Origin of the sequence: Rhodovulum sp., from assembly GCF_011048875.1 — a bacterium.
In the GTDB taxonomy this organism is placed as follows: domain Bacteria; phylum Pseudomonadota; class Alphaproteobacteria; order Rhodobacterales; family Rhodobacteraceae; genus Rhodovulum; species Rhodovulum tesquicola.
Genome location: NZ_DSDD01000309.1, coordinates 1 through 13,140, shown reverse-complemented (window position 1 = coordinate 13,140; position 13,140 = coordinate 1). Strand labels below are relative to the sequence as shown.

Sequence of the window (13,140 nt, the reverse complement as noted above, 5' to 3'; positions counted from 1 at the left end):
CGTCGCGGGACGCCATCGGTGCTGCTCGAGGCCGGCGACGCGGTCGCGACCGGCTCGCGCGCCATGAGCTGGTCCCGGCGCAGCCTCGAAATCTTCGACCGTCTGGGCATCGCCGACAAGGTGCTGGAAAAGGGCGTGCCATGGAGCGTCGGCCGCGTCTGTCACGGCGATGACGAGATCTTCAGCTTCGATCTGGCCGAAGGCTCCGGCGACCGGATGCCGCCCTTCCTCAACCTGCAGCAATATCATGTCGAACATTTCCTGACCGACCGCGCGCTGGCCGACACGCTGATCGACCTGCGGTTCCGCAACCGCGTCACCGGGATCGACCCGGACGCGGACGGGGTGCAGGTCACGATCCGTACGCCGGATGGCAGCTACATGCTCGCGGCGGATTATGCGGTCGCCTGCGACGGGGCGCGCTCGACTGTCCGGGCGATGCTCGATCTCGATTTCGAGGGCGAACTGTTCGAGGAACGCTTCCTAATCGCCGATATCGAGATGGAGGGCGACCTGCCTTCCGAACGCTGGTTCTGGTTCGAGCCGGGCTTCCATGACGGCCAGTCCGCGCTGCTGCACCGGCAGGCCGACAACATCTACCGCATCGACCTGCAACTCGGCCCCCATGCCGACCCGAAAGACGAGAGCAGGCCCGAAAAGGTGATCCCCCGCATCGAACAGGTGATCGGCCCCGATTTCGAGCTCGACTGGGTCAGCGTCTACAGCTTCCAGTGCCGCCGCCTGGGTGAATTCGTCCATGGCCGGGTGATCTTCGCCGGCGACAGCGCCCATCTGATCCCGCCCTTCGGCGCGCGCGGGGCCAATGACGGGTTACAGGATGCCGACAATCTGGGCTGGAAGCTGGCCGCCGTGCTGGACGGCCGCGCGCCCCCCAGCCTGATCGACAGCTACAACCGCGAACGGGTGCAGGCCGCGGACGAGAACATCCGCCAATCCAGCCGCGCCACCCGCTTCATGGGTCCGGCCAACGGCGTCGAACGGCTGTTCCGCGACCAGATCCTGGCCCTCGCGCGCAAGGCGCCCTTTGCCCGCGACTGGGTCAATTCCGGCCGCCTCTCGACGCCCTGCATCTATGCCACCACCGGCCCCGACGACCCGCGCCTGCCCGCGATCTCGCGCCCCGGCGCGGTCGCCCCCGATGCGCCGCAGGGCGCGGGCTGGCTGCTGGCGGCGCTGGGCCGCGACGCGATGCTGCTGGCGATAAATTGCGACGCCCCCAACGTTGCGGACCTGCCCGTTCTGCCGGTCGAGGCGAACCCGGCGGTGGTCGCGCGCTATCTGGGCCGGGCCGGGCGCGCGCTCTATCTGGTGCGGCCCGACCAGGTCATCGCCGCCCGCTGGGTCGAGGCCGACGCGCGGCAGATCGCAAGGGCCCTCGCCGCGCTGTGGGAGGGGCGCGCGTGAACCTGATCGACACCCCCAATATCGAAGATCCCGACGATTTCCTGGCCGAGTTTCTGGCCGCCCATCGCGGCCTGACCGAGGCGCAAAGCCACGCGCTGAACGCCCAGCTCCTGCTGATCCTTGCCAATCATATCGGCGATCCGGCCGTGCTGCGCGCCGCGCTGGCGCTTGCCCGCCAACGCTGAGACCTAGCGCCGGTTGCCCATCCGGTCATTTGTCTCCTGCACGATGCTGAACATGCGTGCCGACAATTGCACGCCGGTCTGCATCTCGCCCAGGATCACCGTGGTTGCCTGGCCCGTGTCGTCGGTGATGACCCATTGGCGCAGTTCCACCGGGCTGCCGGTAAAGACCAGCGCGATGGTGCCGTATTCGGGATGCTCGGGATCCTGCGCGATCACCCGTGTCATGGTGCCGTCGCCGTCATGGCCCACCACCATCCGCGCCCGCGACAGATCCACGTTGCGTTCCAGGATGATGTTCAGCGGCGTGCGGCGCAGCGGATATTGCTCGGGCGGCTGGTTCGACTTGGTGTCGAAGATCGCCACCTGCCCGCCGCCCGCGATCACCAGCCCGCGATTGGGCGGATCGTATTCGAACCGCGCCCGGCCGGGCCGCTGAAGCAGCATCCGCCCGGTCGAGATCGACCCGTCCGCGTTCACCTGCGTGAACTCGGCCCGCGCGGTCGAGAAGCTGTTGAGATAGGCCGAGATCGCCGACAGCGGCAGCTTGTCGGCAAGTCCGGGGGCGGCGGTGGCCGCCCAGAGGGCAAGGCCAAGGGCAAGGCGTCTGATCATGGTGGCAATCTAGTCGCTCGCACGCGCCTTTGCATCAGCCAATCCGTCACGAAACGGCGATGGGCAGGCCCCCCGCCCGCGCCGCCGGTCAGCCCTGTTCGGGCACCAGGATCTCGCGCTTGCCGACATGGTTCGCCGGGCTGACCACGCCTTGTTCCTCCATCTGCTCGACCAGCCGGGCGGCCTTGTTGTAGCCGATGGCCAGCTTGCGCTGGATGTAGGAGGTCGAGCATTTGCGATCCTTCAGCACGATCGCCACCGCCTGATCGTACAGCGCGTCGTCGCCATCGGCAGTGCCGCCCAGGCCCAGCACCAGGTCGATATCGCCCTCGCGGTCCTCGTCCGGCCCCTCGACCACGCTGCCGACATAATCGGGCGGCCCGAAGCCCTTGAGATAGGTGACGATCTCCTCGACTTCCTCATCCGAGACAAACGGCCCGTGGACGCGGGAAATCCGACCCCCGCCCGCCATGTAAAGCATGTCGCCCATGCCCAGAAGCTGTTCCGCCCCCTGTTCGCCCAGGATCGTGCGGCTGTCGATCTTGCCGGTCACCTGGAACGAGATCCGGGTCGGGAAGTTCGCCTTGATCGTGCCGGTGATGACATCGACCGAGGGGCGCTGCGTCGCCATGATCAGGTGGATCCCCGAGGCCCGCGCCATCTGCGCCAGCCGCTGGATGCAGGCCTCGATCTCCTTGCCCGCCACCATCATCAGGTCGGCCATCTCGTCGACGATCACCACGATATAGGGCAGCGTCTCGGGCTGGAACTCGTCGGTCTCGAACACCGGCTCGCCGGTTTCGTCGTCGAACCCGGTCTGGACCGTGCGCTTGAACATCTCGCCCCGGTCCAGCGCATCGCGCACCCGCCCGTTATAGCCCTCGATGTTGCGTACGCCCATCTTGGACATCTTGCGATAGCGTTCCTCCATCTCGCCCACGACCCATTTCAGCGCGACGACGGCCTTCCTGGGGTCGGTGACGACCGGGGACAGCAGATGCGGGATGCCGTCATAGACCGACAGTTCCAGCATCTTGGGGTCGATCATGATCAGCCGGCATTCCTCGGGCGTTAGCTTGTAGAGCAGCGACAGGATCATCGTGTTGATCGCCACCGACTTGCCCGACCCGGTGGTCCCCGCGATCAGCAGGTGGGGCATCTTGGCCAGGTTCGCCACCACCGCCTCGCCGCCGATATCCTTGCCCAGCGCCAGCGGCAGCCGCATCGCGCTGTCGCCGAAGGCGCGCGAGGACAGGATCTCGCGCAGCACCACCTTCTCGCGATTGACATTGGGCAGTTCGATCCCGATCACGCTGCGCCCCGGCACGGTCGAGACCCGCGCCGACAGCGCCGACATGCTGCGCGCGATGTCGTCCGACAGCCCGATCACCCGGCTGGCCTTCAGCCCCGGCGCGGGCTCCAGCTCGTACATGGTGACCACGGGGCCGGGCCGGACCGACACGATCTCGCCCTTCACGCCATAGTCGTCCAGCACGTTTTCCAGCATCCGCGCGTTTTCCTCCAGCGCCTCGTCGGACAGGACATGGCGCTGGATCGAATCGGGGCTGGTCAGCAGCGACAGCGGCGGATGCTCATAGCCGCTATCGGGCTCGCTGAAGGGCAGCGCCGGTTGTGCCTCTTCCATCGCCCGGCGCGAGGGGGGCACCGGCTTGCTGACGGGATGCTGCACGACCCGGCGGGGTTGCTCGTCGAACTCGGGCAGGGGCAAGTCCGCGGGCCGCGCGCTCAGCGGCGGCTCGACCGGCAGGGCGTCCGGCGTGCCCGCCCGATCGCGCCGCACGGGCGGCTCCGCACGAAAGGCCGGGCGGCCCGACTGGCGGGCGCGGTTACGGATCACATCGGCGATGCGTTCCCTGATGCGGTCCTCGGAAATCGGCCCGATCCCGTCCACGCTGTCGGGCAGGTCGCGCTCGACCAGTTCCATCTCGGGCTCCGCAATCCGCCGCCCCAGCACCGGCACCCGCGCCATCAGCCCGCCGATGACACCGCTCCGGGCCGGTTCGCTCGCTGGCGCCCGGCTCGCCACCAGCGGCTCGGCCCGCTGGGCACGCATGGGCTCGGCCCGGGCGCGGCGGGCCTGCACGTTCTCGCCCAGCCGCAACCCGGCACTCAGCGCGCCGCGCGCGGATTTCCCGGCCATCTTGCGCAGCCCTTCATAGCTCAGGATCAGGCCGAACAGCAGGAACCGGCCAAATTTGCGCAACTCGTCCCGGTCCACGCCCAGCACGAACAGCCCCATGCCGATGGCCGCCATCCAGACCAGTGCTGCGACCACGCGCAGCCCCGCCACCGTATCCACCGGCGCCACGCCGAGGATCGCGCCAAGCACCGTATCGCCGAACAGCCCCCCCATGCCGAACGCGTGGGTCCAGCTTGCGGGCGGCACATGGGTCGAGGCATAGACCGCCGCCAGTGCCACCGCGACCGGGGCAAAGATCAGCCGCGACAGCGCGCGGTCCTCGCCCCAATGGCCCACCAGCCGCAGCCCCCAGACCGCCGGGATGACCACCAGCCCCCAGGAACCCCAGCCGATGACGATATGCAGCGGCGAGGCGATCGAGGCGCCGAACCGGCCCAGCATGTTCTCGGCCGGGGCATCGGTCGCCGACAGCCAGCTCGGGTCGTCAGGAACGTAAGAGCCCAGGATCGCCGCCATCGCCAGCGCCGCCCCGATCAGCGTGAAGCCCAAGAGTTCCTTGCCGCGCCGCTCGATGGCGGCCTGGACGCTGGAATCGAGAAGCGGTTCGCGCCGTTTCATCTGATACGAAGCCATACCCTAACCGTCCTTACCCGTAGAGGCAGTCACGCAGCCGCATCAGCCCGTGCCGCATTTCTTGTTCTGGGGCGACCATCGCGACCCGGATATATCCTGCACCCGGATTGTCGCCGTTCACCGCGCGCGACAGATACGCGCCGGGCAGAACCCGCACCCCCGTCCCGCGCCAAAGCTTCAGCGCCGCCGCCTCGCCATCGGCGACCGGCAGCCACAGGAAGAACCCGCCTTGGGGCGCGCGATAGCCCGACACCGTCCCGAGGACCTCGTCGGCGATGGCATATTTGCGCCGGTATTGCGCAAGGCTCTCGGCCACATGCATCTCGTCCGCCCAGGCCCGCTCCGCCACCCGTTGCAAGGGCAGGGGCAGGGGCGCACCGGCATAGGACCGCAGCCGCTTGATATGGCCCAGGCTCTCTGCCCCGCCCGCGCAGAACCCAGACCGCAGCCCCGGCAGGTTCGAGCGTTTCGACAGCGAATGAAACACCAGCACCCGCTCGGGATCGGCACCGATCTCGTGCGCCACCTCCAGCGCGCCGGGGGGCGGGGCGTCGCGATAGATCTCGGAATAGCATTCATCGGCGAAGATGCGGAAATCGTGCTTTTCGGCCAGCCGGATCAGATCCGCCCAGTAGTCCCGATCCGCCACCGCGCCCTGCGGATTCGCGGGCGAGCACAGATAGGCAATCGCCACCCGGTCCAGCACTTCGCCCGGCAGCGCGGCAAAATCGGGCAGGAACCCGGTTTCGGCCGTGGCGGGCACATAGACCGGCTCGGCCCCCACCGCCAGCGCGGCCACCGCATAGACCTGGTAGAACGGGTTCGGGGTCAGGATCGCGGGCCGCTGGCCGCGTTTCTGCTCGGGGCAGAGCGCCAGTGCCGCGTTGAACAGCCCCTCGCGCGTGCCGTTCAGCGTGCTGATCTGTGTCGCCGGATCGACGCGCACACCATAGCGCCGCGCCAGCCAGTCCGAGATCGCGCCCAGCAATTCCGGCGTGCCATCGTTCGGGGGGTATTTGCCGAACTCCGCGGCATGCGTGGCGATCACCTCCGTCACCCAGTCGGGAAAGGCATGCTGCGGCTCGCCGATGGTCATGTGCAGGGGTGCGCCGCCGGGGGCGTGGTCGTCCAGCAGACGCCTCAGCCTCGGAAACGCGTAATCTGGCAGGTTCGAAAACCGCTCGGGAAAGGTCATGGACCCCTGTCTGCCTGTACTGCCTCGGATCGGGGCGTCTGACGCACCCCGTTTCGCATCAGGATACCGGCTGGATCGCCCTCGGTCCAGAAGAACGCCCCGCCGCCCCCGGCGTCCGGGGCGGGGTTGTGGCATTTAGGCCAGCGCCGCCTCGGCCGCCGCCCCCAGCCGCAGCAGCCGCTCTTCCGACATCGGCGGGCCCATCAGCGACAGGCCGGTCGAGGGAACCCCGGTCGGCAGCGTCAGCACCGCCAGCCCCATCAGGTTGCCGATCTGGGTGTTGCGCAGCGTCATCAGGTTTTCGGCGACAAAGAGCTCCGGATCGGCCATCAGCGCCGCGACCTTCGGCGGCAGGATCGGGCAGGTCGGCACCAGCACCGCGTCGAAACCGGCGCTGGCGGCGGCGAAGGCTGCGCGCAGCCGGTCGAGTGTCTGCCAGGCGGCGACGTACTCGGCGCCCGAATACTCCCGCCCAACGCGGAACCGCTCGAGGATCGCGGGATACATCCGCTCGGGCGCCGCCTCCATGGTCTCGCGCCACGTCGCGTAAGCCTCCGTCACGAACAGAACCCCCGACAGCGCCAGCGCCTCGGCGATTTCGGGAACCTTGGCGCGCGTGATCGTGGCCCCGGCCCGCGCCAGCCGGTCCACCGCCTGCTCGAACCCCGTGGCCGGCGCTTCGCGAATGTCGTCGAAGGCGACGGTCTCCAGCACCATCAGCCGCGCGCCCGCCAGCGTCGCACCACGCAGGTCCGCGGGCTTGCCGCCCTCCAGCGCCGCCAGCAGAAGTGCTGCATCCTCGACATTGCGGGTCAGGGGCCCCACCGTGTCGAATCGCGGGCAAAGCGGCACGACACCCGCCAACGGCAGCCGCCCCGCCCCGGTCTTCAGCCCGACCAGATCGTTCCAGACCGCCGGCACCCGGACCGAGCCGCCGGTATCCGACCCGATCCCCGCCGCCGCCAGCCCGAACGCGACCGAGGCCGCCGCCCCCGAGGACGACCCCCCCGGCGCGGCGCCTGCATCATGCACATTGGGCGGCGTCGCGGTCACCGGGTTCAGCCCCAGCCCCGAAAAGGCCAGCTCCGTCATATGCGTCTTGCCGAGGCACACCAGCCCCGCAGCACTCGCATTGGCCAGCACCTCGGCATCGCGGCCCGGCACGCGGCCCGCCAGCAGGGCCGATCCCGCCTCGGTCGCCACGCCCGCCGTATCGAACAGGTCCTTCCACGAGATCGGCACCCCGTCCAGCGGCCCCAGCCGATGCCCGGTCCGCGCCCGGTCCCGCGCCGCCAGCGCCTCGGCCCGCGCGCGGTCTTCGGTCAGGCGGGCATAGATACGCCCCGCCCCGGGATGCGCCGCGATGGCTTCCAGACAGGCGTCGGTCAGGTCCACCGGGTCGATCCGGCCCGCACCGATCCCGCGCCCCAGATCGCCCGCGCTCATCCCCCGCCAGTTGCCCGTCATCGCCCGCCTCCCTGATCCGATGGCGAAAGGTTAGCGGGCGCCGTGCTTATGGACAATCCCGCGCGCGTCGCCATATTGCGGGACATGGAACGCAACTCCGACATCCTGATCGTGGGCGGCGGGCTGAACGGCCCCGCGCTGGCCCTTGCACTGGCCCAGGGCGGGCTGACCGTCACCGTGATCGACGCCCTGCCCGAGGCCGCCCGTGCCGAGGACCGTTTCGACGGCCGCGCCTATGCGCTGGCGCTGGCCTCGACCCGGCTGCTGCGCGCAATCGGGATCTGGGACAAGCTGCACAACCGCAGCCAGCCGATCCTTGAAATCGTCGCCTCCGACGGGCGCGCGGGCGAGGGGCCGGCGCCCTTCTTCCTCGATTTCCACCATGGCGAGATCGAGGAAGGTCCGATGGGCTACATGCTCGAAGACCGCTACCTGCGCCGCGCCTTCCTTGACGCGATGGCCGCCGATCCGCGGATCACGACGATTTCCGGCGAGACGGTAATCGCCCAGGCCCCCGACGCGACCGGCGTCACCGTGACGCTGGCCTCGGGCCGCACGCTGCGCGGGCTTGTCCTGGTCGGCTGCGACGGGCGACGGTCGGGCACCGCGGAACGGGCGGGGATCCGGCGTACCGGCTGGGATTACGGCCAGACCGCGCTGGTCTGCGCCATCGCGCATGAATTGCCCCATAACGGCGCCGCGCATCAGTTCTTCATGCCGCCGGGGCCGCTCGCGATCCTGCCATTGCCCGGCAACCGCTGCTCGATTGTCTGGAGCGAGACCCATGCCAATGCCGCCGCGATCCAGGCGCTGGACGATGCGGGCTATCTGGCGGCGCTGCGCCCCCGCTTCGGCGATTTCCTCGGCCAGATCGCGCTGGAGGGCGACCGCTTCGCCTATCCGCTGAACCTGACGCTGGCCAATGCCTTTGTCGCGCCGCGCATCGCGCTCTTGGGCGATGCCGCGCATGGCGTGCATCCGATCGCGGGGCAGGGGCTGAACCTCGGCCTGCGCGATGTGGGCGCGCTGGCGCAGGTGCTGGTCGAGGCGAAACGGCGCGGCGAGGAGATCGGCGCCATCGACGTGCTGGAGCGCTATCAGACCTGGCGGCGCTTCGACACGGTGCTGATGGCGGTCGGAACCGATGCGGTCAACAAGCTGTTTTCCAACGACAACCCGATCCTGCGGCTGGGCCGCGATCTTGGCATGGGCGCGGTCAACGCACTGCCCGCCCTGCGCCGCCGCTTCATCCGCGAGGCCGCCGGGCTGACCGGCGACCTGCCCCGGCTGATGACCGGCCGCCCGCTTTAGGCGGCTTCGGGAAAGGGAAATCCGGCATTGCCCGAGGGGGACTGTTCCGGGTCCCGACGTCGGCACCCGGGCGCTGAGGGTCGCGCCCGAGCCTGGGAGGGCGCCTCGTGACGCCAGTTCGGCGCGCCACGCTCAAAAGCATCAATGTCGCCAGTGTGATACGCGACATCGCCAGAGCGCCCTCCCGGGGGGAGGGTCGGGCGCGGCCCGGGCTTACACCCGGGCCATACCTGTTCACCGCGCGCTTGCGCTCAGGCGCAGAAGACCCGGTGCGGGTGCAACTCGCCCGCCTTGTAGATCCCGACCGCGACCGCCTGCCCGTCATAGGACGCCCAGGCCTCGTCGCCATATTCCGCCTCGGAGGTCAGCACGATGCCGGGATTGCCGTTGCGCAGCCGCGCCGCCCCCTCGGCGGTGGTGCGCAATTCGGGCAACTCGGCCAGGCCGTCCTCCAGCGGGCGCAGATGCTCGTCCAGCGCGGGGGTCTTCGCCAGCGCCTCGATCTGTTCGATGCTGATTCCGTCCTCGGCCTCGAACGGCCCCGACCAGACCCGCCGCAACTCGGTCACATGGCCCTGGCAGCCCAGGATCTGCCCCAGATCGCGCGCGACGGACCGCACATAGCCGCCCTTGCCGCAGATCATTTCCAGCACGGCATGATCGGCATCGGGCCGCTCGACCATCTCCAGGCTCTCGACGTAGAGCGGCCGGGGCGCGATCTCGACCTCCTCGCCAGCCCGGGCCAGCGCATAGGCGCGCTCGCCGTCGATCTTCACCGCCGAGAATTGCGGCGGCACCTGCGCGATATCGCCGACGAATCCGGTCAGCGCCTTGCGGATCTCGTCATCCGTGGGCCGCAGGTCCGAGGTCGCGATCACCTCGCCCTCGGCATCGTCGGTATTGGTCGCGATCCCGAACCGCACGGTGAAGCGATAGGCCTTCAGCGCATCGGTGATATAGGGCACGGTCTTGGTCGCCTCGCCCAGCGCCACGGCCAGAACGCCGGTCGCGGCAGGGTCCAGCGTGCCCGCATGGCCCGCCTTCCTGGCGCCAAACGCCCAGCGCACCTTGTTCACCACCGCGTTCGATGTGATCCCGGCGGGCTTGTCCACCACCAGCCAGCCCGAAATGTCGCGTCCCTTGCGGCTGCGTCCCACGCCCGTCGCTCCCGAAATGTTGCCAGACCCGCCTGCTAGCGAAGCCCACGCGCGGCGTCAACGCGGTGCATCAGCGGGGCGCATCCACCACCGCACCGATGATCGGCCCCATCGGCAACCCGATATCCGCCCGCCCCAGTCCCGGCGCGTAAAGCCGCGAGATCTTGCCATCCAGATACAGCGCCTCCGGCGTGTCCAGCACGTCGCGAAACAGCCGCCCGAATTCATGGAACGTCACCGGCCGGTCCGAGATCGCGAAAACCGCCCGCCCCTCCCGCGTGACGCCGACCCCGTTCCTCACGAAGCGCGAGTCGCTGTCGACCAGGAAGCGCGGATGCAGCTTGCCCCCGATCACCAGCATCGGCCCCGATTGCGTGGCAAAGCGGCAGTCGGGCGGATCATCCAGATAGGCGCGCGTCTCGATCACCTGCGCCCGGTCCGCACCCAGGCAAAGGATGCCATTGGGCAGCATCCCGAAATTCCCCGGCCCCGCGCTGGCCACCGCGGGCGCCTGTACCTTGCCCGCCTCGATGTAAAGCCCCACGGGCCGCCGGTCGGGGTGATACATACCCCCGTTCATCGCGAATCCCAGCGTCCTGCCCTCGGCCGCCAGCATCCGCTCGACCCGCACGAAACTGCCCAGCACCGCGCCATCCGGCCCCAGCCGGAACATCCGCAACTCGGTCTCGGCCGGATCGACGGCGCAGACGACATAGCCGCGGCCTTCATGGGCGATGCGCTCACAGAAGGCCTGCGCCACGCCCGGCAGCATCAGCGCCACAAGGATCGCGGCCGCGCTAAGCCTCATCGGGATCGGGGGTGGCGGTATCGCGGCGCACATCCTCCCGCGCCAGCAACCGCCGCGTTTCGTCCATCCGGTCAAAGGTCTCGTCCGGCGCGAACCGGATCTCGGGGGCGAATTTCAGTTCCAGCTTGCGCGACACCAAGCGCCGCAACTCGCCCCGGTTGCGCCGCAGCGCCGCCAGCGCGGCCTCGGCCCCGCGTCCGCCCAAGGGCAGCACGAAGGCGGTGGCGACCTTCAGATCGGGCGAGGTGCGCACCTCGCCCACCGTGATCGACATGGCGTTCAGTTCGGGATCATGCACGTCGCCGCGCGCCAGAACCTCGGACAGCGTGCGGCGGATCAGTTCGCCGACGCGAAGCTGCCGTTGCGAAGGGGCGCAGGAACGTGCCATGCGCCCGATCTAGGTGATGCGGGGCGCTTTGCCAAGCGGGCGCGAAGCGGCTAAACCGGCGCAAAGGCGCATGGAGGGCGAAATGGCGGACCTGCCGGGCATCGTGATCATGGGCGCATCGGGCCGGATGGGCCAGATGCTGATCCACACCGTTCTGCAAAGCGAGAAGGCGCGTCTGGTCGGCTGCGTCGAGCGCTCCGGCCATCCCTGGATCGGCCGCGACATCGGCGAGGCGATGGGCGGCCCGCATCTGGGCCTTGCAGTGACCGACGACGCCATAGGCACGATCGCCCGGGCCCGGGCCGTGATCGACTTCACCACGCCCGAGGCGACGGTCGCCACCGCCACGCTGACCGCCCAGGCGCGCGCCGTGCATGTGATCGGCACCACCGGATTCGGCCCCGAGCATCTGCACAAGATCAAGGCCGCCGCCCGCCATGCCGTGATCGTGCGCGCCGGCAACATGAGCCTCGGCGTGAACCTGCTGGTGCAACTGACCCGCAAGGTCGCCGCCGCGCTGGATGCCGATTTCGACATCGAGGTGGTCGAGGCGCATCACCGCCACAAGGTCGACGCCCCCTCGGGCACCGCACTCATGCTGGGGCAGGCCGCGGCCGAGGGGCGCGGCGTCGCGCTGTCCGAAGTCTCCGAACGCGGCCGCGACGGCATCACCGGCGAACGCGGTCGCGGCGCCATCGGCTTTTCCGCGATCCGGGGGGGCGACATCGTGGGCGAACATGACGTGATCTTCGCCGGGATGGGCGAACGGATCGTGCTGCGCCATGTCGCGACGGATCGCGCGATCTTCGCCCGCGGCGCGCTGCGCGCCGCGCTGTGGGGGCAGGACCGCAAGCCCGGCGAATACGACATGCTGGACGTGCTGGGGCTTTAGACGGCACGTCCCGGGGGCCGGCCCACCGTTGACAGCGGCGCGCAAAAGGGTCTTTCTGAACGCATGTTCATTTCCAGAAGGCGGAACCCGGGGAGGGGGGAATGCTCGGCAGGAACAGCGACAGGCCCGGCCTGGCCGAACGGGGCCGTGCAGGGGGGCGGACATGCTGATCCGCGCAATCGACGGGCTGAACGAACTCGTGGGCCGCACGGTCGCGGTGCTCGCGCTCGGGCTCGCCGCCGTCATCATCTACGACGTCTTCATGCGCTACGCGCTGAACAGCCCGACGCGCTGGGCCTTCGACGTCTCCAGGCAGATGTTCGGCTTCTACTTCATCCTGCTGGGCGGCTATGCGCTGCGCCATCAGAGCCATGTGCGCGTGGACCTCCTGACCGAACACATGCGCCCCGGCACACGGCGCTGAATCGATATCGCGGGCTACCTGATCTTCTTCTTCCCCTTCGCCTGGATCTTCTTCCGGCGCAGCTGGGATTTCGCTGCCCGGTCCTGGGCGCAGGGCGAAACCACCTATGGCGCGGTGCAACTGCCGGTATACCCGCTCAAGGCGGCGATGTGCGTGGCGGCGGGCCTGCTGCTGCAAGGCATCTGCGAAGTGCTGAAACTGCTGTTCAACCGCACGGAATCGCCCCATGGGACCTGAGCTGATCGCCCTCTTGATGTTCGGCCTGCTGCTGCTGGGCCTGTTCATGGGGCACCCGCTGGCCTTCGTGCTGGGCGGTGCGGCGGTGATCGGGGCCTTTGCCGCGGGCAAGCCGATGGTGCTGGGGATCGTGGTCAACCGCGTCTTCGGCGACGTGCTGGACAATTACACGCTGATCGCCATTCCGCTGTTCATCCTGATGGCGCGGTTCCTGTCGGATTCAGGCGTCACCGACAAGATGTTCG

The 13,140-nt window shown here is 69.1% G+C and carries 14 protein-coding genes; 7 read left to right on the top strand and 7 right to left on the bottom strand.

From position 1 onward, the window contains the following. The coding region (locus ENN83_RS10955) for an FAD-dependent monooxygenase (RefSeq protein WP_287186944.1) at positions 1 to 1,425 on the top strand (1,425 nt) is incomplete at its 5' end. Beyond that, positions 1,422 to 1,610: a DUF2783 domain-containing protein gene (locus ENN83_RS10950; protein ID WP_287186943.1), complete on the top strand. Its 189-nt coding sequence runs from the start codon at positions 1,422 to 1,424 to the stop codon at positions 1,608 to 1,610. The genes ENN83_RS10955 and ENN83_RS10950, both read left to right, overlap by 4 nt. 3 nt (positions 1,611 to 1,613) lie before the next feature. Here the strand turns inward: ENN83_RS10950 and ENN83_RS10945 are convergent, their stop codons facing one another. From ENN83_RS10945 to ENN83_RS10930, 4 genes are all read right to left on the bottom strand, one after another. Next, positions 1,614 to 2,222: a LolA family protein gene (locus tag ENN83_RS10945; RefSeq protein WP_287186940.1), complete on the bottom strand. Its 609-nt coding sequence runs from the start codon at positions 2,220 to 2,222 to the stop codon at positions 1,614 to 1,616. Positions 2,223 to 2,310: 88 nt separating this feature from the next. Then, positions 2,311 to 5,001 carry a DNA translocase FtsK gene (locus ENN83_RS10940; protein WP_287186937.1) on the bottom strand — a complete coding sequence of 897 codons (2,691 nt, stop codon included), beginning with the start codon at positions 4,999 to 5,001 and terminating at the stop codon, positions 2,311 to 2,313. Positions 5,002 to 5,029: 28 nt separating this feature from the next. Continuing rightward, positions 5,030 to 6,211 (bottom strand): aminotransferase class I/II-fold pyridoxal phosphate-dependent enzyme, encoded by a 1,182-nt coding sequence (locus tag ENN83_RS10935; protein WP_287186936.1) that lies wholly within the window; start codon positions 6,209 to 6,211, stop codon positions 5,030 to 5,032. Positions 6,212 to 6,346: 135 nt separating this feature from the next. Further along, positions 6,347 to 7,678, bottom strand: coding sequence for an amidase (locus tag ENN83_RS10930; protein WP_287186934.1), 1,332 nt, complete (start codon positions 7,676 to 7,678; stop codon positions 6,347 to 6,349). A 48-nt stretch (positions 7,679 to 7,726) separates the two neighbouring features. On the opposite strand from ENN83_RS10930, the gene ENN83_RS10925 reads away from it, so the two are divergent. Next, on the top strand, positions 7,727 to 8,989 hold the full coding sequence (locus ENN83_RS10925) for an FAD-dependent monooxygenase (protein ID WP_287186931.1): 1,263 nt from the start codon (positions 7,727 to 7,729) through the stop codon (positions 8,987 to 8,989). A gap of 251 nt (positions 8,990 to 9,240) precedes the next feature. On the opposite strand, the gene truB is transcribed toward ENN83_RS10925, so the two are convergent. From truB to rbfA, 3 genes are all read right to left on the bottom strand, one after another. Beyond that, positions 9,241 to 10,146 carry a tRNA pseudouridine(55) synthase TruB gene (gene truB, locus ENN83_RS10920; RefSeq protein ID WP_287186929.1) on the bottom strand — a complete coding sequence of 302 codons (906 nt, stop codon included), beginning with the start codon at positions 10,144 to 10,146 and terminating at the stop codon, positions 9,241 to 9,243. 70 nt (positions 10,147 to 10,216) lie between these two features. After that, on the bottom strand, positions 10,217 to 10,954 hold the full coding sequence (locus ENN83_RS10915; RefSeq protein ID WP_287186926.1) for a phosphodiester glycosidase family protein: 738 nt from the start codon (positions 10,952 to 10,954) through the stop codon (positions 10,217 to 10,219). Continuing rightward, on the bottom strand, positions 10,944 to 11,342 hold the full coding sequence (gene rbfA / locus ENN83_RS10910) for a 30S ribosome-binding factor RbfA (protein WP_287186923.1): 399 nt from the start codon (positions 11,340 to 11,342) through the stop codon (positions 10,944 to 10,946). Before rbfA ends, ENN83_RS10915 begins: the two co-directional genes overlap by 11 nt. Before the next feature lie 82 nt (positions 11,343 to 11,424). Between rbfA and dapB the strand changes: the two genes are divergently transcribed. From dapB to ENN83_RS10890, 4 genes are all read left to right on the top strand, one after another. Next, positions 11,425 to 12,234: a 4-hydroxy-tetrahydrodipicolinate reductase gene (gene dapB / locus ENN83_RS10905; protein WP_287186920.1), complete on the top strand. Its 810-nt coding sequence runs from the start codon at positions 11,425 to 11,427 to the stop codon at positions 12,232 to 12,234. 163 nt (positions 12,235 to 12,397) lie between these two features. Beyond that, entirely contained in the window at positions 12,398 to 12,658 is a 261-nt protein-coding gene (locus tag ENN83_RS10900) for a TRAP transporter small permease subunit (protein WP_287186917.1), read from the top strand. Between the two features lie 114 nt (positions 12,659 to 12,772). Then, the gene (locus ENN83_RS10895; RefSeq protein ID WP_287186915.1) at positions 12,773 to 12,895 is read left to right on the top strand and encodes a hypothetical protein; all 123 of its coding nucleotides are present in this window, start codon (positions 12,773 to 12,775) and stop codon (positions 12,893 to 12,895) included. Continuing rightward, positions 12,885 to 13,140, top strand: a 256-nt coding sequence (locus ENN83_RS10890) for a TRAP transporter large permease subunit (protein ID WP_287186913.1), incomplete at its 3' end; no start/stop codon positions are given. The genes ENN83_RS10895 and ENN83_RS10890, both read left to right, overlap by 11 nt.